At 65.6% G+C, this 26007-nt stretch carries 22 protein-coding genes; 7 read left to right on the top strand and 15 right to left on the bottom strand.

Annotated elements, in window-relative coordinates; translation table 11 throughout:
• Positions 1-2: 2 nt before the first annotated feature.
• Both ABGV18_RS07660 and parE read right to left on the bottom strand, forming a co-directional pair.
• Positions 3-1817: a BamA/TamA family outer membrane protein gene (locus ABGV18_RS07660; protein WP_396585524.1), complete on the bottom strand. Its 1815-nt coding sequence runs from the start codon at positions 1815-1817 to the stop codon at positions 3-5.
• Positions 1795-3699 (bottom strand): DNA topoisomerase IV subunit B, encoded by a 1905-nt coding sequence (gene parE / locus ABGV18_RS07655; RefSeq protein ID WP_396581248.1) that lies wholly within the window; start codon positions 3697-3699, stop codon positions 1795-1797. Before parE ends, ABGV18_RS07660 begins: the two co-directional genes overlap by 23 nt.
• A gap of 151 nt (positions 3700-3850) precedes the next feature.
• Here parE and trxA point away from each other — a divergent pair, with 151 nt between their 5' ends.
• Both trxA and ABGV18_RS07645 read left to right on the top strand, forming a co-directional pair.
• Positions 3851-4759 (top strand): thioredoxin, encoded by a 909-nt coding sequence (gene trxA, locus ABGV18_RS07650; RefSeq protein WP_396581249.1) that lies wholly within the window; start codon positions 3851-3853, stop codon positions 4757-4759.
• A gap of 90 nt (positions 4760-4849) precedes the next feature.
• Positions 4850-5749 (top strand): cation diffusion facilitator family transporter, encoded by a 900-nt coding sequence (locus ABGV18_RS07645; protein ID WP_396585523.1) that lies wholly within the window; start codon positions 4850-4852, stop codon positions 5747-5749.
• 3 nt (positions 5750-5752) lie between these two features.
• Here ABGV18_RS07645 and ABGV18_RS07640 read toward each other — a convergent pair whose 3' ends face one another.
• Positions 5753-6271 (bottom strand): heme-binding protein, encoded by a 519-nt coding sequence (locus ABGV18_RS07640; RefSeq protein ID WP_396585522.1) that lies wholly within the window; start codon positions 6269-6271, stop codon positions 5753-5755.
• Positions 6272-6345: 74 nt separating this feature from the next.
• On the opposite strand from ABGV18_RS07640, the gene ABGV18_RS07635 reads away from it, so the two are divergent.
• The 3 genes from ABGV18_RS07635 to ABGV18_RS07625 all read left to right on the top strand — a co-directional run bounded on the left by ABGV18_RS07635 (position 6346) and on the right by ABGV18_RS07625 (position 10450).
• Positions 6346-8232, top strand: a complete 1887-nt coding sequence (locus tag ABGV18_RS07635) for a DUF294 nucleotidyltransferase-like domain-containing protein (protein WP_396585521.1) — start codon at positions 6346-6348, stop codon at positions 8230-8232.
• Between the two features lie 172 nt (positions 8233-8404).
• A complete protein-coding gene (locus ABGV18_RS07630; protein WP_396581253.1) occupies positions 8405-8665 on the top strand; it encodes a DUF4212 domain-containing protein in 261 nt (86 codons plus the stop codon).
• 21 nt (positions 8666-8686) lie between these two features.
• Entirely contained in the window at positions 8687-10450 is a 1764-nt protein-coding gene (locus ABGV18_RS07625) for a sodium:solute symporter family protein (RefSeq protein ID WP_396581254.1), read from the top strand.
• 97 nt (positions 10451-10547) lie between these two features.
• On the opposite strand, the gene ABGV18_RS07620 is transcribed toward ABGV18_RS07625, so the two are convergent.
• Entirely contained in the window at positions 10548-10850 is a 303-nt protein-coding gene (locus ABGV18_RS07620; protein WP_396585520.1) for a hypothetical protein, read from the bottom strand.
• 246 nt (positions 10851-11096) lie between these two features.
• Here ABGV18_RS07620 and ABGV18_RS07615 point away from each other — a divergent pair, with 246 nt between their 5' ends.
• Entirely contained in the window at positions 11097-12626 is a 1530-nt protein-coding gene (locus ABGV18_RS07615; RefSeq protein ID WP_396585519.1) for a leucyl aminopeptidase, read from the top strand.
• A gap of 132 nt (positions 12627-12758) precedes the next feature.
• Here ABGV18_RS07615 and ABGV18_RS07610 read toward each other — a convergent pair whose 3' ends face one another.
• The 6 genes from ABGV18_RS07610 to surE all read right to left on the bottom strand — a co-directional run bounded on the left by ABGV18_RS07610 (position 12759) and on the right by surE (position 17762).
• Complete coding sequence (locus ABGV18_RS07610; protein WP_396585518.1) at positions 12759-13280, bottom strand: MarR family transcriptional regulator; 522 nt, start codon at positions 13278-13280, stop codon at positions 12759-12761.
• Positions 13281-13472: 192 nt separating this feature from the next.
• Positions 13473-14474: an RNA polymerase sigma factor RpoS gene (rpoS, locus tag ABGV18_RS07605; RefSeq protein ID WP_396581258.1), complete on the bottom strand. Its 1002-nt coding sequence runs from the start codon at positions 14472-14474 to the stop codon at positions 13473-13475.
• A gap of 484 nt (positions 14475-14958) precedes the next feature.
• Positions 14959-15726 (bottom strand): peptidoglycan DD-metalloendopeptidase family protein, encoded by a 768-nt coding sequence (locus ABGV18_RS07600; RefSeq protein ID WP_396581259.1) that lies wholly within the window; start codon positions 15724-15726, stop codon positions 14959-14961.
• A 3-nt stretch (positions 15727-15729) separates the two neighbouring features.
• Positions 15730-16311, bottom strand: a complete 582-nt coding sequence (locus ABGV18_RS07595) for a VTT domain-containing protein (protein WP_396585517.1) — start codon at positions 16309-16311, stop codon at positions 15730-15732.
• Between the two features lie 46 nt (positions 16312-16357).
• On the bottom strand, positions 16358-17011 hold the full coding sequence (locus ABGV18_RS07590) for a protein-L-isoaspartate(D-aspartate) O-methyltransferase (protein WP_396581261.1): 654 nt from the start codon (positions 17009-17011) through the stop codon (positions 16358-16360).
• 10 nt (positions 17012-17021) lie between these two features.
• Positions 17022-17762 (bottom strand): 5'/3'-nucleotidase SurE, encoded by a 741-nt coding sequence (gene surE / locus ABGV18_RS07585; protein ID WP_396581262.1) that lies wholly within the window; start codon positions 17760-17762, stop codon positions 17022-17024.
• Between the two features lie 311 nt (positions 17763-18073).
• Between surE and ABGV18_RS07580 the strand changes: the two genes are divergently transcribed.
• Positions 18074-18622, top strand: coding sequence for a Smr/MutS family protein (locus ABGV18_RS07580; protein WP_396585516.1), 549 nt, complete (start codon positions 18074-18076; stop codon positions 18620-18622).
• A 276-nt stretch (positions 18623-18898) separates the two neighbouring features.
• Here ABGV18_RS07580 and ABGV18_RS07575 read toward each other — a convergent pair whose 3' ends face one another.
• The 5 genes from ABGV18_RS07575 to secA are packed head-to-tail and all read right to left on the bottom strand — an operon-like array spanning position 18899 to position 25833.
• A complete protein-coding gene (locus ABGV18_RS07575) occupies positions 18899-19387 on the bottom strand; it encodes a hypothetical protein (RefSeq protein ID WP_396585515.1) in 489 nt (162 codons plus the stop codon).
• A 35-nt stretch (positions 19388-19422) separates the two neighbouring features.
• Positions 19423-20406 (bottom strand): thiamine phosphate synthase, encoded by a 984-nt coding sequence (locus ABGV18_RS07570; protein ID WP_396585514.1) that lies wholly within the window; start codon positions 20404-20406, stop codon positions 19423-19425.
• Positions 20407-20408: 2 nt separating this feature from the next.
• Positions 20409-21638, bottom strand: coding sequence for a bifunctional glutamate N-acetyltransferase/amino-acid acetyltransferase ArgJ (argJ, locus tag ABGV18_RS07565; RefSeq protein WP_396585513.1), 1230 nt, complete (start codon positions 21636-21638; stop codon positions 20409-20411).
• A gap of 28 nt (positions 21639-21666) precedes the next feature.
• A complete protein-coding gene (locus ABGV18_RS07560) occupies positions 21667-22989 on the bottom strand; it encodes a DUF945 family protein (RefSeq protein ID WP_396585512.1) in 1323 nt (440 codons plus the stop codon).
• Between the two features lie 45 nt (positions 22990-23034).
• Entirely contained in the window at positions 23035-25833 is a 2799-nt protein-coding gene (gene secA, locus ABGV18_RS07555; RefSeq protein ID WP_396585511.1) for a preprotein translocase subunit SecA, read from the bottom strand.
• Between the last annotated feature and the right edge of the window lie 174 nt (positions 25834-26007).

Raw genomic sequence — 26007 nt, 5'->3', positions numbered from 1 at the left:
CCTCAAAATGCGGCCCCCAGTCCGAGGTGCAGCATCGGCAGACCATCGCCACCGTCCAGTGGCTGCGCGACATCGACACGCAGGATGCCCACCGGCGAGCGCCAGCGCACGCCCACCCCGGCAGCGGTCTTGAGCTCGGCCTCGGGGTCGATATAGGCATTGCCGCTATCGACGAACGCGGCCAGGTACCAGTCGTCGCCCACCACCGGGAACATGGCCTCGAGACTGCCGGCCAGCAGGTACTTGCCGCCGATGCGCGTGCCGTCCGCATCACGCGGCGACAACGACTCGTACTCGTAGCCGCGCACCGAGCGATCCCCGCCGGTGAAAAAGCGCAGCGAGCGCGGCATCTTGTCGAACTCATCGGTGACGATCACGCCCGCCTCGGCACGGCCGGCAAAGATCCAGCGCCCCACCGGCAGGTAGCCGCCAGCGAAGGCCCGGCCACGGACGAAACTGGCCGCCGAGGCAATCGGCTTGGCCGCGCCCTGCAGTGACACGTCGAAGACGACGCCCTCGGTGGGAAAGAGCTGATCGTCGAGCCCGTTGTAACCCAGCCGACCGCCCAGAATCGCAAAGCCGTTGGACGCGGGCGGATCGTCGCCATAGCCGGTCCGATCAAACAGGTACTCGGTAAACAGCGACTGGGTCCACGGGTGGTTCTCGCGCACCCACTGCATCCCGCTGGCCGCTGCCGTGGTGACGATGTCGTTGTTGTCCTCACGGGTGACCCGAGCGTAGATGTCGTAGCGTTCGCGCAACGGATCGGCCGCCCGCGGGATGGTGTAACTGGTGTCCAGCCGCTGCTCGATCGCCGAGAGCTCGGTGCGGGCCGACCACTGGTGCCCCCGCTTGTTGACGTAGCGGCGCGTGACCCGGGCGCCGACGCGCGGCCCGACATCGGTGGCGTAGCCAGCGCGCAGCTCGTATGACGTGCGCGGGTTGGGATAGGTGGTGATCTCGATCGGCACCTCGAGGTTCTCGCGCTCATCGAGCATCGGGCGCACCGAGACCGACTCGAAGTACTCGGTACCGGTCAGGTTCTGGTTCATCGCCAGCAGATCGCGGCTGGTGTAGGGCGCGCCGGGCGGTACGCCGGTCAGCCGCTGGGCCAGTTCGGGCTCGAGAATGGATTGTTCGATGACCACCTCGCCAAAACGGTAGCGCGACCCCGGGTCGAGCACGAGCGCGATGCGCGCCGACTGGGTGGCCGGATCGACCAGCAACTCACGGCGCGTGAAGCGGGCATCGAGGTAGCCCAGCCGCCGCGCGCGCGAGTGCAGCCCGTCGCGAAGCGCATCGTAGGCGGCCTGGTCAAGCGGATCGCCCGGTTCGGGACGCTGCTCGGCCACGAACTCGCGCACCGATTCGATCTCGCGGATCGATTCGGGCAGCTCGATGATCACCTCCTCGACGGTGGTGACCGGACCGGCGTCGATATGCAACGCCGGATCGCGGCAGTCGGCACGCTCGCTGATCGAGCGTTCGATGCGGGCATTGAAATGGCCGTAAGCCTGCAATGCCTCCTCCGCGGATTCGGCAGCCGCCCTCAGGTAACGCCGGATATGGGCGGCGCTGGCCTGGCAGGAGAACGACACGGGCGGGACGGACAACCCGACATTGGTGATCAGGCGTACGTCGTCCAGGCCGGTGAGCTGTAGTTTGGGCGCCGCTTGGGCTTGTGCTTGAGTTTGAGCCTGGACCTGACCCGCCCACAGCAGACACGCTCCCAGCGCCCCCGCCAGCCACCGGCCGATCGCGCGGCACAGGCCATGCCGGCCCGGCGTGCCAAAGCTAGACCACCTCGGCGAGATCACCGTTGCGCTCCAGCCATGCCCGTCGATCGGCGGCCCGCTTCTTGGCCAGAAGCATGTCGAATACCTCGATGGTGTCCTCGCCCTCCACCTTCAGCTGCACCAGCCGGCGTGTCGCCGGGGCGAGCGTCGATTCGCGCAGCTGGATCGGGTTCATCTCGCCCAGGCCCTTGAAGCGGGTGACCTGGATCTTGCCGCGACGCTTTTCGGCCTCGATGCGATCGATGATGCCGTCACGCTCGTGCTCGTCCAGCGCGTAGAAGGTCTCCTTGCCGATATCGACGCGATACAGCGGCGGCATGGCGACGAAGACGTGACCGGCATCCACCAGCGCGGGGAAGTGGCGCAGGAACAGCGCTGCAAGCAAGGTCGCGATGTGCAGGCCGTCGGAGTCGGCATCGGCGAGGATGCAGACCTTGCCGTAACGCAGCTTGGTGAGATCGTCCGAACCGGGCTCGAGCCCCAGGGCCACGGCGATGTCGTGCACCTCCTGGCTGGCGAGCACCTGGGCCGGGTCGGTCTCCCAGGTGTTCAGGATCTTGCCGCGCAGCGGCATGATTGCCTGGAAGTCACGCTCGCGGGCCTGCTTGGCCGAACCGCCGGCCGAATCGCCCTCCACCAGGAACAGCTCGGTGCGCGAGAGATCGGTCGAGGAGCAGTCGGCCAGTTTGCCCGGCAGCGCCGGGCCGCTGGTCACCCGCTTGCGCGCCACCTTCTTCTCGCTCTTGATGCGACTCTGGGCCGACTCGATCGCGATCTGCGCGATCTTCTCGCCCATGTCCGCGTGTTGGTTGAGGTAGAGCGAGAGCGCGTCCTTGACCACGCCACTGATGAACGTGGCCGACTCGCGCGAAGACAAGCGCTCCTTGGTCTGCCCGGCGAACTGCGGGTCGTGCAGCTTGGCCGAGAGCACGAAGCGCACCCGCTCGAAGACATCCTCCGGCGACAGCCGCACGCCGCGCGGCAGCAGGTTGCGGAACTCGCAGAACTCGCGGATCGCCTCGGTCAGGCCCTGGCGCAGGCCGTTGACGTGGGTGCCGCCCTGCAGGGTGGGAATCAGGTTGACATAGCTCTCGGTCAGCCCGTCGCCCGGCTCGGTCGCCCAGACGACCGCCCAGGCGACTTCCTGGGCACGCCCCCCGTCCGGGGCCTTCATGTGACCAATGAAGCTCTCCGGCGGCAGGACCTCCTGGTCGCGGACACTCTCGAGCAGGTAGTCGCGCAGGCCGTCGGCGTAGCACCAGTCCTCGCGCTCGCCGCTGGCCTCGTCCGTCAGGCTGACCTTGAGTCCCGGACAGAGCACGGCCTTGGCGCGCAGCACGTGGCGCAGGCGGGCCATGTTCATCCGCGGCTGGTCGAAATAGCTGGTGTCCGGCCAGAAGGTGAGTGTCGTGCCGGTGTTGCGCTTGCCGACGGTATCGATCACCTCGAGCGGGCGGGTGAGCTCGCCATGGGCGAACTCGATCCGGTGCAGTTGCCCCGCGCGCTTGATGTCGACCACCAGTCGGTTCGACAGGGCATTGACCACCGACACGCCCACGCCGTGCAGGCCGCCGGAGAACTGGTAGGACTTGTCCGAGAATTTGCCGCCGGCGTGCAGCCGCGTGAGGATCAGCTCCACGCCGGAGATGCCGTGCTCGGGGTGCACGTCCACGGGCATGCCGCGGCCATCGTCGGAGACCGACAGGGCGCCATCCTCGCGCATGACCACGTCGATCGAACTGGCGTAGCCGCTGATCGCCTCGTCGACACTGTTGTCGATCACCTCCTGGGCGAGGTGATTCGGCCGGGTGGTGTCGGTGTACATGCCCGGGCGCTTTCTCACCGGATCGAGACCGGTGAGCACCTCGATCGAGCCGGCGTTGTATTCGGATCGTTCAGCCATAATCAACCGTGCATTCCCTGGATTATCGGTGCCGCTGGGGCCGAAATGGCCGCCCAAGAGGCGCCGCGGGCCAGCCAACGCGGCCCATCGTAAAGTGTACACGCCCACTTGGGACCTGACACCGGCCTTGAAAATCCCGGTGGCGGCCACCATGTCGGGCCGCAGTCGTTCACCCATCCACAAGGACAACCTGATCATGAGCGAGAGCGCGCACGTCTTTGCCGTCACCACCCAGGAATTTCACGATCACGTGATCGAAGCCTCCCGGGAAACCCCCGTGCTGGTGGACTTCTGGGCGGAATGGTGCGGCCCCTGCCAGCAGTTGATGCCACTGCTCTCGCAGATCGTTGAGGACATGGACGGCCAGGTGAAACTGGCCAAGGTCGACACCGAAGCCGAGCAGGAGCTGGCCCAGCAGTTCGGCGTGCGCAGCCTGCCGACGGTCATGCTGTTCGTCGATGGCCGGCCGGTCGACCAGTTCCAGGGCGCGCTGACCGAGGGGCAGATTCGCGAATTCATCGGGCACCACGTGCTTTCCGAAATCGACAAGCTGCGCCGCGAGGCCCAGCAGGTGCGTGCCGCCGGCGCCACCGAACAGGCCATGGATATGCTCAGGCAGGCCAACCAGCAGGAACCGGGGAACGCCGAGGTGCTGCTGGACATCGCCGACCTGATCGCCGAGCAGGGCGACCTCGACCAGGCCTGGCAGATCCTCGAGTCCCTGCCCGCGGACACGGCGATGCGTGACGACGTGAAGGAATTCAAGGCCCGCATCGGCATGGCGCGTGCCGCCCAGTCCGGCCCGCCCGAGGACGAGCTGCGCGCGCGCATCGAGAGCGATCCGAAGGATTGCGAGGCCCGCGAGGGGCTCGCCGCCAAGCTCGCCATCCGCAACGACATCGAGGGGGCACTGGAGCAGAACTACCAGATCATGCTGCGCGATCGGTCGTACAACGAGGACGCCGGTCGACGCGGGCTGATCGACCTGTTCGAGATGCTGGGAGATGGCCACCCGCTCACCCGCCAGTACCGTCGCAAGATGTTCGGCCTGCTGCACTGACGTTCGCGCCGCTGCCCCGGACACGCCCGACTCATGGGACAGGTCCCCCGGGGCAGCACCACCTCGCCATACTGACCTACACTACCGGCCATGCATAGCGACCACGACCACCATGTCAGCGATGCCGCCGGCCGCGCGCTGGGGATCGGCATTGCCCTGAACCTGGCCTTCGTCATCATCGAGGCGGTGGCCGGGGTGCTCGGGCACTCCATGGCCCTGCTGGCCGATGCGGCGCACAACCTCGGTGACGTGCTCGGGCTGCTGCTGGCCTGGGGGGCCAATCGTCTCACTCGACGCCTCGCCTCCTCCCAGTTCAGTTACGGACTCGGCAGCAGCACACTGCTCGCCGCGCTGATCAACGGCGTGACGCTGGCGCTGGTCTCGCTATGGATCCTCTGGGAGGCGGGCATGCGGCTGGCCGACCCGCCCGCCGTGCACGGACTGCTCGTCATCGGGGTGGCGCTCGCCGGCGTCGTGGTCAACACCGCCACCGCCTGGCTGCTGCTCTCGGGCCAGAAACACGACCTCAACCTGCGTGGTGCCTTCCTGCACATGGCCGCCGACGCCGCCGTGTCGGTGGCCGTCGCGATATCCGGCCTGATCGTGCTGCTCACCGGGTTCGCACTCATCGATCCGTTGTTGAGCATCCTGGTGAGCCTGGTCATCCTGGTCCCGGCGGTCGGCCTGGTGCGCCGCTCACTGCAATTGGTGCTGCATGGCGTGCCCGAGGAGGTCGACCTCGCCGCGGTCGAACGACACCTCGCCGCCCTGCCCGGCGTGACCGATCACCACCATTTGCACGTCTGGGCGCTGTCCACCCGCGAGACCGCGTTGAGCGTTCACCTGGTCATGCCCGAGCCGCCGGATGACAGCGATACGTTCCTGCACGAGCTCCAGGCGGAGCTATGGCAACGATTCGGCATCCGCCACGCCACCGTGCAGATCGAGCGGGGCAGCTGCCCTTGTCCGATCGACGCACTCGAAGGGTAGCTCTCAGCGCAACTGCAGCCGGTCGAAGAATACCTCCAGCGCTTCGCGCGCGCACTCGGCATCCTTGTCGCCACCCGGCGCGCCGCTGATGCCCAGCGCACCGATGGTCGAGCCGGCCGATTCGATCGCCACCGCCCCGTCGAGCACCAGAATGCCGTCGACGTGGTTCATCTCCATGCGGATGTCCTCGCGGTTGGCGCGAAAGGTCCCCGAATCGATGCCCGCCAGGATCACCGCGCGGGCCTTGTCGGTCGCGATCTGGCGGGTAAAGCGCGGCGCATGGGTCGCGCGCATCATCACCTGCGGATCACCGGATGGATCGACCACCACCGCGGTGACCGCGTAGCCCCGTCGGGTACAGGCGGCGACCGCCTCCTCGGTGATATCCGCCGCCAGCCCCATGCCGATCCGGTCGCTCGTGACCACGTCACCCGCCCCATCGGCATGCTCCTCGGCCTGAACGCAGGCAGCAGCCAGCAGCAGGACCGGCATCAACACTCGACCAATGGACACTCCCTTCATGGCAAAACCTCCGCTATGGTGGTGAACAAAACCGCTGCCCCAGCATAGCCGTCCAGCGCAAACTCGGAGTGACCATGGACGATCTCGATCCGACCAACCTCCCAGAAGACGCCCGCGAGGCCCTTCTCGCCCTGCGCGAGATCGCGCCATTCGACCGTATCGACCCCGACATCCTGGCCCAATCGATGCGCGAGGCACGCATTCGACGGCTCGAGCATGGCGAGGTAGTGCTGGAACCCCGCATGGGGCCACCCGAGACATTCTTCGTACTGCTTTCCGGCCGGGTCGATGGCCTGGTCAACGGCTCCGACGGCCACCCGGTCTGGTCGCTGGGCCGGGGCGACAGCTTCCCGCTGGGCGCCCTGATGGAACGCCGCCCGGTGAGCACCCGCCAACAGGTGGCCGAACCGGGCAAGGCGGTCACGCTGCCGGCCGACGCCTTCGAGCAACTGCGCCGCGAGAGCGAGGCCTTTGACGACTTCTGCACCCGCCGCATCGGCCACCTGCTCACCCGCGGCCCGGTGGCCGAGGAAATCGACGATGGGACCGGCCCTTCCGGCGCGCTGCTTGACCCGGCCACGCCGATTCGCGCCCGAATGGAGTCGCGCACGCTGATCCTCGACGGGGACACCAACCTCGCCCAGGCGGCCCGCGAGCTGGAAGCCCATGGCGGCGAGGCCATCCTGGTGCAACTCTCCGACGGCTTTGGCATCGCCACGCTCCGGGATCTGGCCTTCCGTGGATTGACCCGGCCGGCCGACACCACGCTCACCGAAATCGCCACGCGCAACCCGGTCGGCATCGATGCCGACACCTCGCTGCTCGAGGCGGCCGTGGCGCTGGCCGAGCACGGCTTTCATCACCTGCTGGTCACCGAGCGGGGCCGCGATGAACCGCTGGGCGTGCTGGACGAGGGCGCCCTCTATCGCGTCAATGCGATGACGCCGGGCCTGCTACACCAGCGCATCGGCCGCGCAAGAGACATCGAGACGCTGGCCGGCATTCGCCACGAGGTACCCGGCATCGTCGGCGCCCTGCTCGAATCCGGCTCGGGGTTCGCCCCGATCAGCCGGATCGTCAGCGGCATCAACGATGCGATCACCCGACGCGTTATCGGTCTAACGTTCGAGGATGCCCCCCTGCCCGCCGAGCTGGAGTGGTGCTGGCTCACCTTCGGCAGCGAGGCGCGCTCGGAACAAACCCTGGCCACCGACCAGGACAACGGCCTGGTCTTCGGCGGATCGATCGATCCGCAGGCGGCCCGCGATCACCTGTTGCCGTTGGCCCGCCGGGTCAACGAGGCCCTCGATCAACTGGGCTACCCGCTGTGCCCGGGCAACATCATGGCCGGCAATCCGGACCTGTGCCTATCGGTCGATGAATGGAACAAACGCTTTCGTGACTGGATCGACCAGGGCACGCCCGAGCACCTGCTCAAGGCCAGCATCTTCTTCGACGCCCGCGGACTGGCCGGTAGCGAATCGTTGTTCGAGCGATGGGCAAGCGCCTGGCGCGAACCGGCAAAGAAGAACAGCCGCTTCCGACGCCAGCTTGCGGCCAATGCCCTGCGCAATCAGCCGCCACTAACCCTGTTCGGCGGCTTTCGCACCCGTTCCCGTGGCGGTCAGCGCGGTATCGACATCAAGCTCGACGGCGCGACGCCGTTCGTCGATGCCGCCCGCATCGAGGCGCTGGCCCAGGGCTCGGCGGCCACACGCACCGACCAGCGACTGGCGCTCGTCCCGGAACGCGCCCTGCCGGCCGAGGATCTGACCGCGGCCTACGACTTCATTCAGCGACTGCGATTGCGCCACCAGTACGCGCAGATCCAGCGTGGCGAATCGCCGGACAACCTGGTCGATCCGGACCGGCTCGACGGGCTCACCCAGCGCTTGCTCAAGGAGTCCTTTCGCATCGCCCGCAAGCTCCAGCAGCATCTGGCCATCGCCTATCAACTCTGATGATGGGCGGTCAATAATCGGAGGTTCCCTTTCCCCCCACGGTTCCAGTAGGCTTACGCTGCGCCGGGGCCGGGGCGTGGTGGGTGCGTGATGCCCGCCAGGCCCCCGGTCTCGGCTAGGAGAAGGAAGACATAAAAACGTTCGGACTCAACCGAAACTCGAGGAGCCACTTATGGAGCAACGTTCCAATCGCGCTAATTACTGGCGTGCCAACCTGAAGGTACTGTTCGGCTGCCTGGCCGTCTGGTTCCTGGTGTCCTACGTATTCGGCATTCTGCTGGTCGATACGCTCAACCAGATCATGCTGGGCGGTTATCCGCTGGGCTTCTGGTTCGCGCAGCAAGGCTCGATCTTCACCTTCGTGGTGCTGATCTTCTTCTACGCCTGGCGCATGAACGCCATCGACAAGAAATTCGGCGTCGCCGAAGACTGATAACGCAGGAGCCCAAGACACATGGATCTTCAGACACTGATTTACCTGGTGGTTGGCGCCACCTTCTTGCTTTACTTCGTCCTCGCGATCGTCGCCCGAGCGGGCACCACCAGCGAGTTCTACGTTGCCGGCAAGGGAATCAACCCCATCCTCAACGGCATGGCCACCGCCGCCGACTGGATGTCCGCCGCCTCGTTCATCTCGATGGCTGGCCTGATCGCCTTCAACGGCTACTCGGCCTCCGCCTACCTGATGGGCTGGACCGGCGGTTACGTCCTGCTGGCGATGCTGCTCGCGCCGTACCTGCGCAAGTTCGGCAAGTTCACGGTGCCCGAGTTCATCGGTGACCGCTTCTACTCGAACACCGCGCGCGTCATCGCCGTCATTGCCCTGCTGGTCATCTCCCTGACCTACGTCATCGGCCAGATGAAAGGCGTGGGCGTCGCATTCTCGCGCTTCCTCGAGACCTCGGTCGAGGTTGGCCTGTTCGCGGGCATGGGCATCGTGTTCGTCTACGCGGTACTCGGTGGCATGAAGGGGATCACCTACACGCAGATTGCGCAGTACGTGATCATGATCTTCGCCTACACCGTTCCGGCGATCTTCATCTCCCTGCAGCTGACCGGCCACTTCCTGCCGCAGACCGGCACCGGTGCCATGCTGACCGACGGCTCGAACCAGTACCTGCTGCAGAAGCTGGACCTGGTCCTGGTCGATCTCGGCTTTGCCGAGTACACCGGCACGCCGGACCTGATGAACACCTTCCTGCTGACCCTGGCACTGATGATCGGTACCGCCGGTCTGCCGCACGTGCTGGTGCGCTTCTTCACCGTGCCGCGTGTCCGTGATGCCCGGAAGTCCGCCGGCTGGACCCTGCTGTTCATCGCGATCCTGTACACCACGGCCCCGGCCGTCGGCGCCATGGCGATGTGGAACACCCTCAAGACCGTGCAGGACACCGACGAAATCGGCGCACCCGAGGGCAACCTGCTCTACGCCGAGCGTCCGGACTGGATGAGGAGCTGGGAACTCACCGGCCTGCTGCAGTTCGAGGACAAAAACGGCGATGGCCGCATCCAGTACTACAACGACGACAACGAAGACTTCGCGGCCATGGCCGAGGAAGAGTACGGCTGGAACGGCAACGAGCTTTACGTTGACCGCGACATCATGGTGCTGGCCAACCCGGAAATCGCCAACCTGCCGAACTGGGTCATCGCGCTGATCGCCGCTGGTGGTATCGCAGCCGCCCTGTCGACCGCCGCTGGCCTGCTGCTGGCGATCTCGTCCGCCATCTCGCACGATCTGCTCAAGGGCGTGTTCATGCCGAACATTTCCGAGAAGAACGAGCTGATGGCCGGTCGGATCTCGATGACCGTCGCGATCATCGTCGCCGGTTACCTGGGCCTCAACCCGCCGGGCTTTGCCGCCCAGGTGGTGGCACTGGCCTTCGGCCTGGCAGCAAGCTCCCTGTTCCCGGCGCTGATGATGGGGATCTTCTCCAAGCGCATGAACAAGGAAGGCGCCATCGCGGGCATGCTGACCGGCCTGTCGATCACCCTGCTGTACATCTTCTGGTACAAGGGCTGGTTCTTCATTCCGGACACCAACATGCTGCCGGATAACGCAGACAACTGGCTGTTCGGTATCAACCCGACCTCGTTCGGTGCCATCGGCGCGGCAATCAACTTCATCGTGGCGATCCTCGTCGCGAAGATCACCACCCCGCCGCCGCATGAGATCCAGGAACTGGTCGAGGACGTCCGCGTCCCGCGGGCCAGCTGACCACCTGACCGGCACTCGCCGGTCCGAAAGAACAAAACCCCGGGCGAGGCCCGGGGTTTTTTTGTGTCTACTCGATTCGTGACGTGAGTGAGGAAGGTCAGCGCCCGCCGGCAATCACCCAACCGGTAATCCCGGCAAACATGAGGATCACGCCCACCGGCGCGAGCATCAACAGATTCATGAACTGAAGCTTGTCCTCCCCGCTGGTGAAGACGATCGGGCCGAGCCCCCCGACCACGCCCACCGCCGAGAGGATCGCGCCGATCACCAACATGACCTTCGACACCCGGGCGAAGCCGGGCTGACGCGAGGGCGCCTCGAAACGATAGGGATCACCAATGCCCGGCTCGAACTCGTCGTCCGGGTGGTCGGTGGGTTTCTTCTCGGAAGGATCGATCATCGTGACACCCTGGTGCAGCGTTATGGGATTTCCACGCGGAGGCGTTGGCAATGCGCGCAGGGCCTCCTCTGGACATGGAAATCCTAGCAGGCGCGGACCGATGCACCGAACGCCGGCGGGCCACAACGGGCTTTTTGCTAGACTGCCCAGTCATATTGCCCGATTGGGCCGGACGAACGGGTACCCAAACGGCCGGGACAAACCCGGTCTCCCGTTAACCGCACATCAGACACGAGGAAGAACACCGTGCTCGAATTCTCCGTAAAGAGTGGCGCCCCGGAAAAGCAGCGCACCGCCTGCCTGATCGTCGGTGTCTTTGAATCCCGTCGGCTGACGGCAGCGGCGGAGACCATCGACCAGGTTAGTGACGGCTTTATCACGGCCATCACCCGGCGCGGCGACATGGACGGCGAGCTCGGCGACACCTTGCTGCTCCACGGCGTGCCGAATGTCCAGGCCGATCGCGTCATGCTCGTCGGCTTGGGAAAGGAACGCGAGCTCGATACCCGTGGGCTGGTCAAGGCCACCCGTGCCGCCGTCGAGGCATTGCATCACCGCGGCACGGCCGAATGCGTCAGTCACCTCTCCGAGATCGACGTGCGCGGCAGCAGCATGGAACAGGTGCTGCGCCAGAGCATCGTGGCCATTGACGATGCCCTGTATCGCTTCGACGAACTCAAGACGGACCGCGAACTGGGCCCACGCCGCCCGCTGCGCAAGGTGACCTTCATCCTGCCGACCCGCCGGGAGCTGATGGAGGCCGAACGCCACGTGCGCGAAGCCACCGCGATCAGCAACGGCATGCGCATGGCCAAGAACCTCGCCAACATGCCCGCCAACCTGCTCACCCCCACCACCATGGCCGAGCACGCCCGCAAGATGACGGAGACCCATCTACAGCTGTCGGTCGAGGTGCTCGACGCCTCGCGCATGGAGTCGTTGGGGATGCACGCCCTGCTGGCCGTGGCCAAGGGCAGCAGCGAACCGCCCAAGCTGATCGTGATGGAACACATGGGGGCGGACGCCGACACCCCGCCGATCGTGCTGGTCGGCAAGGGCGTTACCTTCGACACGGGTGGGATATCGCTCAAGCCCGGACCAGACATGGACCAGATGAAGTTCGACATGGGCGGGGCGGCGGCCACCATCGGCGTGATGTCCGCCGTGGCCGAGATGCAGCTGCCAATCAACGTGGTCGCCATCATTCCCACGGTGGAGAACATGCCCGACGGTGCGGCGCTCAAGCCGGGTGACGTGATCCGCAGCATGTCGGGTCAGACCATCGAGGTGCTCAACACCGACGCCGAAGGCCGGCTGATCCTCTGCGATGCGCTCACCTACGCCGCCCGTTACAAGCCGGCAGCGATCGTCGACCTGGCTACCCTGACCGGGGCCTGCATCATCGCGCTGGGTCGGGAACCGAGCGCTGTTCTGGGCAACCACAATCCGCTGGTCAAGGAACTGATCCAGGCAGGTGAAACGACCAACGACCGCGCGTGGCAGCTGCCGTTGTGGGACGAATACCAGGACCTGCTCAAGAGCAATTTCGCCGACATGGCCAACATCGGTGGGCGGGAAGGCGGCAGCATCACCGCTGCCGCGTTCCTCTCCCGCTTCGTCAAGGAGCATCACTGGGCCCACCTCGACATCGCAGGCACGGCCTGGAAGACCGGCGACGCCAAGGGCGCGACCGGCCGGCCGGTCCCGCTGCTGGCGGAATTCCTGATGCAACGGGCCCGCCAGCGACAGGAAGACAACGACGGCGGCACAACCTGAGCCTCGGACGCTAATCCTTATACGCAAAACGCCCCCGGCATGGTTCATCCCATGCACGGGGGCGTTTTTCTGCCAACCGACGGCCCGCGCGCTCTGCTTTAACATCCGGCCGGCAGAGCGGCACCGGATTGATCAGCCCTCGGACGCGGCCCGGGCCAGGTTCCGGCGTCGTTGCTGGCGCTTTTTCTCCGGCAGGTTGTCGAACAGGCGATCACGCAGGGCGATAAAAAATCGCTCCACATCTGGGATGCTCACGCCCGGCACATCAATCTCGGCAAAGGTGCGGGCATAAAGCTTCTCGGCACTGGCGCGAATCTCGTCAATCAATGGCAACGAGCGCTCGGTCAGACGGATGATCTTGCAGCGACGATCCGTACCGCACTGGACCCGTTCAACCCACTCGTCACGCGACAATCGATCGATCATCGCGACCAGCGACGGCCCTTCTATACCCAGTTCCTCGGCCAGCTCCGACTGGATCAGCCCCTCGGGATACAACGACAGGATGGCCATGGTGCGCCACTTGGCCTGGCTCAGGCCGTGATGGGCAAGCTCATGATCAAGCAACTGGCGCCAGAGCTGATCGACGCGGTGCAACAACACCGGCACGCGATCCTCGGCACAGATGTCGAATTCCGTTTTCGTATCGGTCATGCAGGGCCCCTTGGTTGCCTCGCCGATCTCGTTGGACCGGCTGTAATCCACATTTTGCCAGCCCCGCTGACGACCTCCAACTATTAGCCAGCGAACACATCATTCCGCGCCGATACAAAAAGACCGCCCGCTGCCAAAAGGCAGGGACGGCCCCGAGACACTAGACTCACCGACATCGGGCGAGAGACGGTGTCACTCGCTAAAAATCACGTCTGACGTCACGCCTTCGTTGGCGGCAAACTGTTTGAGGCGGCGCACCGCCTCGAGTTGAATCTGGCGCACACGCTCGCGAGTACAACCCAGCAGGCCGCCCACCTGCTCGAGGGTCGCCGGCTCGTGGCCCCGCAGACCATAGCGGCGCATCAGCACCTCGCGCTGCTTGCCCTCGAGCTTGTCGATCAACCGGTCAAGCAACTGCATGACGCCGTTGTCCTGCAGTTCGTCTTCCGGCAGCTGGCTGTTCTCGTCGGGCACCATGTCGAGCAGGGAGAACTCGCCGTCGCCCTTGAGCGGGCTGTCGAACGAGGATTCCCGCTCGTTGTAGGACATTACCTTGAGTACGTCCTTCAACGGCTTGTCCAGGTGTTCTGCAATCTGTTCGGGACGAACATCGCCGTTCTGGCCCTGCGAAATCTTGCGGGCCGCGCGGTTGTAGGAATGCACTTCCTTGACCACATGCACCGGCAGGCGAACCGTGCGGGCCTGATTCATCAGCGCCCGTTCGATCGTCTGGCGAATCCACCAAGTGGCATAGGTCGAAAAGCGGAAACCGCGCTCGGGGTCAAACTTCTCGACTGCTCGCATCAAACCCAGATTGCCTTCCTCGATCAGGTCGAGCAGATCGAGGCCGCGATTGATGTATCGACGGGCCAGCTTGATCACCAGCCGCAGGTTGCAGACGATCATCTTCTGACGGGCCCACTCCTCACCGGCCTGCGCTCGGCGGGAAAAATCGATTTCCTCGGCGGGGGTCAGCAGACGCTCCGTTTCGACATCCTTGAGGTACAGGCGAACCGGATCGGGGGCCCCGGAATCGGCCACACCGAAGTTGCGCACGAATCCCGTCGACTCGGGGGCGCCCGCTTTGCGGGCCACGCGAGGGCGGGGGACGGTTTCGGCCGGAGCGGCGGCCAGATCGTCCACCCTGGCGGAGCCGACCCGGGTCATGTTGTCTTGAACGATTGCCTGTGCCATGTCGTATCCCTCGCTTGGTCGCGATTGTTGTTGCGTTAATCTGTGTACAACCTTTGCACAATGAATTGGCGTGATCAATCCCTGTGGAATCGAATAAAACAACACATAAGCTTCGATATGATGATAACGATGCCGGGGAAGCACTTGCAGAAGCAAATCGCAAGCGCTCAGGCCTCAGTCCACCACCGCATACATGTACAAGACATGTACGCCCATCTCGCGATGATCAATCACTGTCCGTGGTTAGTGCGACATGGGAAGCGCGGCGAAGTTCTCGAACGCGCAATCGACGCCACCGGAAAGACAGCTCGCGCGGTGGACGGGAATACAGAAGGGAAAAGCATGCGTGACGTCGTACGCGCGGATCCGCATGGCAAACCGGTCGGAAAGCGGCTCACGACTTCACGCGACAGACACAGCGGCTCAGGCGGGGGAGAGAGATCGCCGAAGAGAGAGCCAAGGCAATGAAACTGGAAGGGCCGGCTCAGGGCAGGAAGCGCTCCGGGTCGACCGGCTTGCCCTGGCGGCGAATCTGGAACAGCAGATGCCCTCCATCGCTCGGCTTGCGATGGTCACGCGGGCCGACGCGAGCGATGGCCTGCCCGCTGCGCACCCAGTCTCCCTCTGACACGGAAAGACTCTTGTTGTAGGCATAGGCAGAGAGCCATTCGGCGTTGTGCTTCAGAATCACGAGGTTACCGTACCCCGGCAACCCGTCACCGGAGTAGACCACCTTGCCGGCGGCAGCCGCACGCACCGGGGTGTCGATTGGCGCGGCGAGGATTACGCCTTTCTGGGCGGGCGCGCCCTCGGGGAACCGGTGAAGCGCCCGCCGTTGGCCGTCCAGTGGCCATTTCCAACCCACCGGCGAGGCAGCCGGCGCGGGGCGACTGGATCTGGAGTCACTCGACGCCGCTTTGACCGGCGTACTTGTCGGGGACGTCTTGGCTGATCGCTGTGGGCTCGCCCCCCCACCGGACGAACTGAGACGAAGACGCTGACCGATCTTCAGGTGACGCGGATCGGAAATGCCGTTCCAGCGAGCCAGCCGCTGCCAATCCAGATCGTTGGCCACGGCGATCGAGTAGAGGGTGTCACCGCCCTTGACGTAATACACCGGCTGGCCACGCTCCCAGCTGCGGTAATCGGTGGGGGTGGCGCAACCGCCCAGCATGAACAGCCCGGACAGCAGGCCGACCGCTACCAGCCGGCGCAAACGAGACGAGATGAGAACGAGCGGCCGGGTACGCATGGGTTAGATTAGCTGCCAGACAGCGATGGCAATCAGCAGCAGGGCGACGAACAGCCAGCCCAGCCATTCGATATAGCGGCGCAGCGTCGGCGCGACACGAGGCCCTGCCCAGGCGACCAACCCTGACACGAGAAAGAAGCGCGCGCCGCGTCCGACGAACGAGGCGACCACGAAGCCGAACGGATTCATCGTCAACGCCCCGGCGGCAATGGTGAACACCTTGTAGGGAATCGGCGAGAAGCCGGCAACCAGAATCGCCCAGAAGCCCCAGTCGGCGAACCAGGCCCGCGCTCGATCGAAGCCCGCGGCGTAATGCGATTCGGCCAGCCAGGGCTCGATCGCCTCGATCGCCCAGAACCCGATCAGGTAGCCCAGCACCCCGCCGAGCACACTGCCGAGGGTCGCGATCAACGCGAATACCCACCAACAGCGTGGCCGAGCGAGCGCCATGGGCATGAGCATGACGTCCGGAGGCACCGGAAAGAACGAGGACTCGGCGAAGCTCAACGCCCCGAGCACAGCCGGAGCACGACGATGGGCCGACCAGCCCAGGACACGGTCATACAACGGGCCGAACAGCCTCATGGGCACCTCATGCCGACAGGTCCATGCCAGGGATCCTCACGCAAGCTCACGCAAGGGATCCCGGCAAGAGTGGAACGAACGAAACCAGATCGTACCAGCGCGTCTGGTACTCGTTGTCGGCCAATCGCGTGATGACGGTCAGCTTCTGCCCGCCGCCCTGCGCACCGACCGGAATCACGAGCCGCCCGCCGATGGCGAGTTGCTCCTTGAGTTCCGGGGGCACGGCATCCGGGGCCGCGGTCACCACGATGGCCTCGAACGGCGCCTGCGATGGCCAGCCCCTGAAACCGTCCCGATGCATGTAGCGGATATTGAGCAACCCCAGCGCACGATGCCGGGCCTTGGCTTGATCGAGAAACGCGCCGATGCGCTCGACAGTGAACACAGACTGGCACAACTGCGCCAGCACCGCCGCTTGGTAACCCGAACCCGTCCCGACCTCGAGCACCCGCGTCAGCCGGGATTCTCCGGCCATGACCAGTTCGGTCATCCGGGCGACGATATAGGGTTGCGACAGGGTCTGCCCCTGCCCGATCGGCAGCGAACAGTCCTCGTAGGCCCGCACGCCCTGCACCTCGTCGACAAAGGCCTCGCGCGGAACGGCGGCCACCGCGTCGAGCACCGGCTGGGCACGGATGCCCTGCGAAACCAGCCGCTCGAGCATGGTCTGGCGCGCCCACTGGTAGTTGCGCCGAATCACCGACCGGTCCTCAGGTCAGCCATTGTTCAAGCGCCGGCATCGCCTCGTGGCGGGTCATGTCGAAATGGATCGGCGTGACCGAAACCCAACCGGCCGACAAGGCGTGAAAGTCGGTGCCCTCGACGGCGTCCTCGGCCTCGCCGGCCGCCCCGATCCAGACGATCTCGCGTCCCCGCGGATCGTTCTCCCTGACCAACTGGCCAGAGGGATGCCGCCGCCCCAGGCGCGTGGCGCGCACCCCGCCAATCTGATCGAGTGGCGCGTCCGGCACATTGACGTTGAGCAAGGTATAGGCCGGCAACGGGTGATTGCCGAGCCGACCGATCAGCCACTCGACCCAGTGGGCAGCGGAATCGAGGTACTTGGGAGCGAACGACTGGCAGGAGATCGCGATGGCGGGCAGGCCCAGCGCCCGCCCCTCGCTGGCCGCGGCAACCGTACCGGAATACAGCACGTCATCACCGAGGTTGGCACCGTGATTGATACCGGAGACCACCAGGTCGGGCATTTCGGGCAGCAGCCCCTTGATGCCGAGGTGCACGCAATCCGAGGGGGTACCGTCGATCACCCAGAGCCGCTCTTCGAGCTGGCGCGGACGCAAGGGACGGGAGAGCGTCAGGCTGTTGGACGCCCCGCTGCGGTCGCGGTCCGGGGCGACGATGGTCACGGTGGCAAAGCGGGCCAGTCGCTCGGCCAGCACATTCAGGCCGGGGGAGAGGTAACCGTCGTCGTTGCTCAGAAGGATATGCATCGATTGCTCGTTTCAAATTTGCAGGGCCGGATAGGACGCTCTGCACGATTCGATAGCGCCGCTGGGTTGCGGGTTTGCCTCCAGGCCCCGCGAGCGGGCCGCCAAAGGCCCATCTGCGACGTTGCGCCCCCTTGCGAAGGGGCGGCGAAGGCGGATGGACATTCGCAGCGGCCTGCGCCTGGCATCTGGACCCTTGGCGGTCCCGCAGAGACACGATCGAATCACGCAGAGGCTCCCAAGGATACCCTCTGCCGGTCGTCAATTCAGCAGCCAACCATGGCCACGGGCTGACGGGAGGCTATGATGCGCCCATGAGTGACGAGTCAAGCATCGACCCTGAAGATCGCGCGCTGTTTCTCGACGCCATCGGCCCAATCGAACGCGTCGAGGACGAGCGCGTTGAGCCCGAGCGGCCGCGCGTCAGTGCCCGCCCGCGCCAGGAGCCGGGTTTCGATGAGATGGTCGACGCGTTCGCCGTCAGCGATCTCGCCGACGCCCCCGAGCAGGGCGATCAGGTGCAGTACCTGCGCCCCGGGGTGCAGAAGACCATCCTGCGCAAGCTCAAGCGCGGCGGCTACAGCGTCTCGGCGTCACTCGACCTGCACGGCCTGACCGTCGACCGCGCCCGTAACGAGGTCGCCGCCTTCATCCGCAGCGAACGCGGCGAGATGCGCCGTTGCGTGCGCATCGTCCACGGCAAGGGTTATCGATCCGCAGACGGCCAACCGGTGCTCAAGACCCTGCTCAATCGCTGGCTGCCGCAGCGTGACGACGTGGTCGCCTTCTGCTCGGCCCCGCCGCATGACGGCGGCACCGGCGCACTCTATGTCCTGCTGCGGCGCCTAAGCCCGGGCGACTGAGGCTCCCTAGGGAATCTCTGCACGAATCGATAGTGTCTCTGCGGGACCGCCAAGGGTCTAGATGCAAGGCGCGGTGCGCCGTGAATGGCCGTCGCCATTCGCAAGCGCCGCAACGCCGCAGATGGACCCTTGGCGGCCCGCCCGTGCGGGGCTCGCGGGTTTGCCCGCACTCGTCGTTGCCGGCCCTCGACGGGCAATAAGCCCGCCTTCGGCCCGGCGCCTCGATTGCGAACAAACCCGCGAGCCAGAGGCACTATCGATTCGTGCAGAGATTCCCTAGCGCGATCGATCGACGCTGAACGGCAGACGCACCAGATACGCGCCCGCCGTGCTGTGAATGCTCAGATTGGCGCGCCAGTCGCTGCGATCGGTGGTGCAGACCGGCAGGATCACCTCTTCGCGGTACGTGCCGTCGGCCAGCCGATCCAGCCGGTAGGCGTTGATGCCCATGTCCATGCCGATCATCTCGAAGTCCACCCGGATCTGGCCGATGGCTTTTGCCGCCTCGCCCCGTGGCACGACCCGGAAAACCATCTTTTCCAGCGGCACCACCGTTTCGGGCATGCTGACCAGGAACGAGCCCACCCCGTCGATCGCGATCTCGCAGCCCTCGCCCTTGAGCGGGCAGTCGGTCGGTGCCGGCACCTGGGTCAGCGGGCCGGTCGCCGGCGTGTCGATGATCAGCTTGTCCGGCGCCCGCCCCCAGAGATAGGTCAGCACGCCCAGGATCAGGAGCGTGGCCACCATCCATTTCGCCTGTTTCATGCTCATTCTTTTCTCCTCACGGCACGGGGCACGGCTCACCAGAACGCCGAAATCGAGGCGACACCGAATCCGCCACGACGCCAGATGCGCGGCAAGTCATCGACGCCCACACCACCAAGCGCATAGACCGGCATGGAGGCGGCCCCGGCCAGCTGGGCGAACGCCGCCCAGCCAATGCCGCGGACGCCCGAATGGGTCGCGGTCACTCGAACCGGCGACACGCTCACCAGGTCGATGGCCAACTCGGCGGCACGATCGAGAGACGCCTGATCGTGAACGGCCGCGGAAACCAGATGACCGGCGGCCTGCCAATCCCGCACCTGCCCGGCAGAGATCGACATGAGCCGGGCATGATTGAGATGCAGACCGACTCGGGGATCGAGCCCTTCGGGCAACGATTGGTCGCCGGGTGGATTGACCACCGGCCAGTGACCGGCCGCCAGCACCGATCGGGCGAGCGTCGGCCACGGCATCTCCAACCGCGTGGACTCCGGGCCGGGGCGCAAATTGACCAACATCGGTGCGGGCAGCCGGTGCAAGCGCGACTCGATGCGTGCCTGCCAGGCGGTCACACCCTCGGCACCGATTGGCGGCGTGATCGCCAGGCAACGCGGCAGGACCAGCGCATTGACCAGCCCGCGGTTGGCGGGCGGCATCGCGGCCAGCCAACCGCCCCGGCCATCGCGGTCAAGCGGCTCGGCCGCGAGCCGCTGCCCCTCGACCGAGCGCGGCCTGCCTTCCCACGCCGTGACCTCGAAGCCGATCAAGCGCAGACGGCGATCGGGATAATCCCAGTTGAGCGTGATCACGCGGCGGGCGCGCTGCACCCGAATCCCAACCTCCTCGTAGAGCTCGCGTGCGAGTGCGGCCCGCAGGGTCTCGCCGTCCCGGCGCTTGCCACCGGGGAAGGCGCGCAACCCGGCCAGGTGCTTATCCTCGGGGCGAACCTCCGCCCAGACACGACCGTCCGGTTCGCGGAGGAGCCCCAGGACAATGTCGGTCCGCGGCCGGTCCACCACGATCAGGAGCGGTACTCGGCGTTGATCTTGACGTAGTCGTAGGAGAAATCGCAGGTCCAGACCTGATCGACGGCCGAGCCGCGGCCAAGATCGATATGCATGGTGATCTCGGGTTCGGCCATCACCGCGGCGGCCTGCGCCTCGACGTAATTCGGGTCGCGCCCCCCATCGACTACCACGCGCACGTCGCCCAACCACAGGCTGACGTTGCCGACGTCGAGGTCGTCGATGCCGGCATAACCGACGGCCGCGAGAATCCGCCCGAGATTCGGGTCAGAGGCAAACAGCGCGGTCTTGACCAGCGGGCTGTGCGCGATCGCCTTGCCCACCAGACGACACTCGGCCCGGTCGCGCCCGCCGCTGACCTCGATGGTGACGAATTTGGTCGCCCCCTCGCCGTCACGCGCCAGGGCCTGAGCGAGAAACACGGCCACCTCGGCGACGGCGTCACGCAGCGGCGCATAATACGGGTCATCGGTACTCGACACCTCGAGGCTGCCCGGCCGACCATTGGCGATCAGCATAAAGGCATCGTTGGTCGAGGTATCGCCGTCGACGGTCACTCGATTGAAGCTTTCCTGGGTGACATCGTCGAGCATCGCCTGCAGCACCGGCTTGGGCACCTGGGCGTCGATCCCCATGTAGCCGAGCATGGTCGCCATGTTGGGGTGGATCATCCCGGATCCCTTGGCGATGCCGGTGATGGTCACCGAGGCCCCGCCGATCACTCGGGTCAGCGAGCGCCCCTTGGGGATGGTATCGGTGGTCATGATCGCCGAGGCGGCGCGCAACCAGTTGTCCTCGACGGCCTCGGCAACCGCCGCCGGCAGCGCGGCGATGATTTTCTCCGACGGCAGGGTCTCCATGATCACGCCGGTGGAGAACGGCCAGACGGCCCGGTCGTCGCAACCCAGGCGATGGGCCAGCGTGTGGCAGACCGACTCGGCGCGCGCCATGCCGTCACGACCGGTGCCCGCGTTGGCGTTGCCGGTATTGATCACCAGCGCCCGCGGGGCGACGTCGCTCTCGCGTCGCTCGCGGCACATGACCACCGGGGCGGCGCAGTAGCGGTTCTGCGTGAACACGCCGGCCATGGTTGCACCCTCGGGCAGCAGCATCACGGCCAGATCGTCGCGATCGGCCTTGCGCACGCCGGCCTGGGTGATCCCGATCCGGATGCCGGGAATGGGCTGCAAGTCCCCGACGACCGGGGCGGTCAAACCAACGCTCATGCCGTGATCTCCTGCATCACTGTGCCGCTCAACCACCAAAGGCCATGTTGAGCAACTGGTTGGCCGAGGTGCCGTTGAGCTGGAGGTTGCCCTGCCGGAAGTCGACGCTGGTCGTGACCACGCCGTCCTCGACGCTGACCCATCCCTGGGCAACCAACGGGGCAAGCTGCTCCTCGACGATGCCGACTCGCTGCCCACGCGCCGCCGCGGACTTCTCCAGCAGGGCGAGCGGCATCTCGAGGCTGCCCTCGATCACCAGCGCACTGAGCATCGCCATCCACATCATCGGGTTGGGCTCACCCTTGCTCACGCCGGCCGGCAGTTCGGCGACAAGCGTGATCTCGGTGTCGCCCTCGGCCGTGGTGGCGCGCAACGGCTCGATCGCAATACGCGGCCCGTGGCTCATCAGGGCGGGCAATTCGGCGACCACGGCATCGGTGACCGCCTGGTCGATGGACGCCCCGCGTGCCGCGAGCTCCTGCAATGTCTCCAGGCGTTGGACCAACGCGCGCACCGCGGCGGCATCCAGTCGATCGACCGCGAACCGCATCTCGGCATCGCGAAATTCCTCGCCCTCGATGACGGCCTCGCCGACTTCGTAGGCAACCGAGAAGCCCCATTGATCCTCGTCACGCGCCGAATCGAATCGCAGGACGAAATCCTCGACCCGACCCTGCCCATTTGCCTCGACAATCTCGAGGCGATCGATCTCGAAACGACCGTCACTGTCCCAGACAAAGCCATCCTCGGCGACCTGCCCGGAGGCAATTAGGCGAATCCCCTCGGTGACCACGGCCGAACCGGACTCGACGCCCTCGGCCTGGTCGTCAATGGCCAGTCGCTCGCCCTCAAGGCGATAGTCGAAGTGACCCGCCGCCGTTGTGTCGAGTTCGATGTCCGCGCCGGAGAAGTCGACACCGGCACGCTCGACTGCCGGGATGCGCCCGGACGAATGACTGGCGCCGGTCGGATAGAGGGCCGTAGCAAGCGTGAACTCGGCATCGTCACCGAATACCTCGGCCAATTCGTCACGCAGCTCGGGGGTGGTCGGCTCCCAGGTGGTGTAGACGGTTGCATACCGCCCGTCGATGCCCGGCATCTGGTCGATGCGATGGGTCAGCGTCACGCGCACCGGCTCCTGCTCGGGCAGGCGCAGCAGCAACTCGGATTCGGCCATGGACTCGAGATAACCGCGCTGGTAGCCGGTCACCTCCAGTTCCAGCGCATCACGCGTGCCCGGGAATCGCTCGACCTCGGCCAGCGTGCTCTCCATCACATGCCCGGTAACGAACGGGGCGGCGGCCAGGAGGACCGCTACCACGACCACCACGGCAAGAATCAGACGTTTCATTCCCTGTCTCCTGATCAGAGGTTTTGAGGCGGGTATCGTCCGCCCTCAGAGCTTGCCGCAGCAGTGCTTGAACTTCTTGCCCGAGCCGCAATGACATGGATCGTTGCGACCGATCTTGGGGGCCTCGCGCCGTACCGGGCGGGTGGGCGGCTCACCACTGGTCTCATCCCGCCCTGACGGCCGGACGGGTGCGGCCGTCTCTTCGGATTCGGCGAATGTCGGGACCGACTCGTGGCGGGTGCGCAACTGGCTGGGATCGACGCGGGGATTGTCGACCAACTCGTCGAGCATCGAGGTGATGTCGCCCTGCTCCATGCCCTCGGGGGCGGCGATCTGCAGGCGAGTCAGCGTGCGGACGATCTCGTAGTTCATGCCGTCCAGCATCTTGCCGAACATCTCGAACGCCTCGCGCTTGTATTCCTGCGTCGGGTTCTTCTGCGCGTAGCCGCGCAGCCCGATGCTTTGGCGCAGGTAGTCCATCGCGGCCAGGTGGTCCTTCCATTGCGCGTCGAGCACCTGCAGCAACACGCCCTTTTCGAACTGGCGCAGATTGTCCTTGCCGATCAGGGTCTCCTTGGCCACGTAGTGGCGCTGGGCGGTGTCGATGATCTTCTCGAGCAGCGTCTCGTCGTGGAGGTCGTCGTCCTCGTCGAGCCACGTCTGGATCGGCAGATCGAGACCGAAGTCTTCCTTGAGATGCGCGATCAGGCCCTCGACGTCCCACATCTCCTCGAGCGCACCGAAGGGCACGTAACGACGGAACCGTTCGGCCAGCACCTCGCGGCGCATCGACTCGATGATCGGGCTGGTGTCGGTGGTCGCCATGACGGCACGGCGCTGCTCGTAGATGACCTTGCGCTGCTCGTTGGCGACGTTGTCGTAGTCGAGCAGGTGTTTGCGCATGTCGAAGTTGTGGCCCTCGACCTTGCGCTGGGCGTTCTCGATCGCCCGCGAGACCCACGGGTGTTCGATCGCCTCGCCCGACTTCATGCCGAGCTTCTTCATCAACCCGGAGACACGATCGGAGGCGAACACCCGCATCAGGCTGTCCTCGAGCGACAGGAAGAATCGGGTCGAACCCGGATCCCCCTGACGGCCGGCGCGGCCGCGCAGCTGGTTGTCGACCCGGCGGGATTCGTGACGTTCGGTGCCGACCACGTGCAGGCCGCCGGAATCCAGCACCGCCTGGTGGCGCTGCTTCCACGACGCCTCGACCTCGGCCCGCTCTTGCTCGCTGGCATCCGCCCCCAGCTCTTGGAGTTCCTGCTCGAGGTTGCCGCCCAGCACGATGTCGGTGCCACGGCCGGCCATGTTGGTGGCGATGGTCACCGCGCCGGGACGCCCGGCCTCGGCGATGATCTCCGCCTCGCTCAGGTGATTCTTGGCGTTGAGGACGTTGTGCGGGATGCCGGCCTCTTGCAGTGCCTCGGAAACGACCTCGGAGGCGTCGATGGAGGCTGTGCCCACCAGGGTGGGCTGGCCGCGGTCGCGGGCCGCCTGCACGTCCTTGGTGATGGCCCCGTATTTTTCCTCGGCGGTCAGGAAGACCAGGTCACCGTGGTCGATCCGCTGGATGGGGCGATTGGTCGGGATCTGGATCACGTCCAGGCCGTAGATCTCGCCCAGCTCGCGTGCCTCGGTGATCGCCGTGCCGGTCATGCCGGCCAGCTTGGGGTAGAGACGGAAGTAGTTCTGGAAGGTGATCGAGGCGAGCGTCTGGTTCTCGGGCTTGATCGTCACGCCCTCCTTCGCCTCGATGGCTTGGTGCAGACCCTCCGACCAGCGTCGACCCGCCAGCGTCCGGCCGGTGAACTCGTCGACGATGATCACGTCGTCGCCCTTGACGATGTAGTCGACGTTGCGCTTGTAGATCGAATGCGCCCGCAGGGCCGCGGTCAGGTGCGACAGCAGCATGATGTTGTGCGAGTCGTAAAGCGACTCGCCTTCCTCGAGCAGACCGGCCTGGATCAGCAGCTCCTCGGCCTTGTCGAAGCCGCTTTCGGTCAGGAACACCTGCTTGTTCTTCTCGTCGACGGTGAAGTCGCCACGCTCCTCGTCGGTCAGCGGGGGCTCGTCGTCCTTGGGCTCCTCCCGGGCCTGCTTTTTCAGCTCGGGGATCAGGCCGTTGATGGTGTGGTAGGTCTCCGAGGAGTCGGCGGCCGGACCGGAGATGATCAGCGGCGTGCGCGCCTCGTCGATCAGGATGGAGTCGACCTCGTCGACGATGGCGTAGGTCGGCTCGCGCTGCATGATCTGCTCGCTGGAGAAGGCCATGTTGTCGCGCAGGTAGTCGAAGCCCAGCTCGTTGTTGGTCGCGTAGGTGACATCGCAGTGATAGGCATCACGCTTGGCGCGCGCGTCCATCCCCGGCACCACCGTGCCCACGGTCAGGCCGAGCGCGGTATAGACGCGCCCCATCCATTCGGCATCCCGCTTGGCGAGATAGTCGTTGACCGTCACCACGTGTGCACCCTTTTTCGTGATGGCGTTGAGGTAGACGGCCAGGGTGGCGACCAAGGTCTTGCCCTCACCGGTCTTCATCTCGGCGACCTTGCCCTCGTGCAGGGTCATGCCGCCGATCAGCTGCACGTCGAAGTGCCGCATGCCCATCACGCGCCGACTCATCTCGCGGCAGACGGCAAAGGCCTCGACCAGTAGGGAATCCAGGGCCTCGCCGTCGGCCCAGCGCTGATGGAACTCCTCGGTGCGCCCTTTCAGTTCGTCGTCGGACAGCGCCTGGGTCGCCTCCTCGAGGGCATTGATCTCCGTGACGCGTTTCCTGAGCTTCTTGACCTGACGGTCATTGCGCGTACCGAAAACCTTTGCTGCAAACGATCCAATCATGTCCTATCCCGTGTTTCGACAAACCGCGCCGATGCGGCGCGCGAAAAGTGAGGAACCACCGTGGCCGTCGAGCGCCCCGGCGGCCGCGAGAAACGCGACCGGTCTGAGGGCTCGGCGGGCCGAAAAAAGGGGCGGACCGAATCCGCGGGCAGTTCCTTGGCAAATGCGCTGAAT

It is taken from the genome of Guyparkeria halopsychrophila (genome assembly GCF_044582135.1).
Taxonomy (GTDB): domain Bacteria; phylum Pseudomonadota; class Gammaproteobacteria; order Halothiobacillales; family Halothiobacillaceae; genus Guyparkeria.
Note: the sequence above shows the minus strand (reverse complement) of the source record. Positions and strands in the feature narration are given on the sequence as shown.

What these genes read in the sequence shown, in the direction of transcription:
- parE (WP_396581248.1), bottom strand. Translation starts at nt 3,699, where the DNA reads ATGGCTGAACGATCCGAATACAACGCCGGCTCGATCGAGGTGCTCACC.
- trxA (WP_396581249.1), top strand. Translation starts at nt 3,851, where the DNA reads ATGTCGGGCCGCAGTCGTTCACCCATCCACAAGGACAACCTGATCATG.
- ABGV18_RS07645 (WP_396585523.1), top strand. Translation starts at nt 4,850, where the DNA reads ATGCATAGCGACCACGACCACCATGTCAGCGATGCCGCCGGCCGCGCG.
- ABGV18_RS07640 (WP_396585522.1), bottom strand. Translation starts at nt 6,271, where the DNA reads ATGAAGGGAGTGTCCATTGGTCGAGTGTTGATGCCGGTCCTGCTGCTG.
- ABGV18_RS07635 (WP_396585521.1), top strand. Translation starts at nt 6,346, where the DNA reads ATGGACGATCTCGATCCGACCAACCTCCCAGAAGACGCCCGCGAGGCC.
- ABGV18_RS07630 (WP_396581253.1), top strand. Translation starts at nt 8,405, where the DNA reads ATGGAGCAACGTTCCAATCGCGCTAATTACTGGCGTGCCAACCTGAAG.
- ABGV18_RS07625 (WP_396581254.1), top strand. Translation starts at nt 8,687, where the DNA reads ATGGATCTTCAGACACTGATTTACCTGGTGGTTGGCGCCACCTTCTTG.
- ABGV18_RS07620 (WP_396585520.1), bottom strand. Translation starts at nt 10,850, where the DNA reads ATGATCGATCCTTCCGAGAAGAAACCCACCGACCACCCGGACGACGAG.
- ABGV18_RS07610 (WP_396585518.1), bottom strand. Translation starts at nt 13,280, where the DNA reads ATGACCGATACGAAAACGGAATTCGACATCTGTGCCGAGGATCGCGTG.
- rpoS (WP_396581258.1), bottom strand. Translation starts at nt 14,474, where the DNA reads ATGGCACAGGCAATCGTTCAAGACAACATGACCCGGGTCGGCTCCGCC.
- ABGV18_RS07600 (WP_396581259.1), bottom strand. Translation starts at nt 15,726, where the DNA reads ATGCGTACCCGGCCGCTCGTTCTCATCTCGTCTCGTTTGCGCCGGCTG.
- ABGV18_RS07595 (WP_396585517.1), bottom strand. Translation starts at nt 16,311, where the DNA reads ATGAGGCTGTTCGGCCCGTTGTATGACCGTGTCCTGGGCTGGTCGGCC.
- surE (WP_396581262.1), bottom strand. Translation starts at nt 17,762, where the DNA reads ATGCATATCCTTCTGAGCAACGACGACGGTTACCTCTCCCCCGGCCTG.
- ABGV18_RS07580 (WP_396585516.1), top strand. Translation starts at nt 18,074, where the DNA reads ATGAGTGACGAGTCAAGCATCGACCCTGAAGATCGCGCGCTGTTTCTC.
- ABGV18_RS07575 (WP_396585515.1), bottom strand. Translation starts at nt 19,387, where the DNA reads ATGAAACAGGCGAAATGGATGGTGGCCACGCTCCTGATCCTGGGCGTG.
- argJ (WP_396585513.1), bottom strand. Translation starts at nt 21,638, where the DNA reads ATGAGCGTTGGTTTGACCGCCCCGGTCGTCGGGGACTTGCAGCCCATT.
- ABGV18_RS07560 (WP_396585512.1), bottom strand. Translation starts at nt 22,989, where the DNA reads ATGAAACGTCTGATTCTTGCCGTGGTGGTCGTGGTAGCGGTCCTCCTG.
- secA (WP_396585511.1), bottom strand. Translation starts at nt 25,833, where the DNA reads ATGATTGGATCGTTTGCAGCAAAGGTTTTCGGTACGCGCAATGACCGT.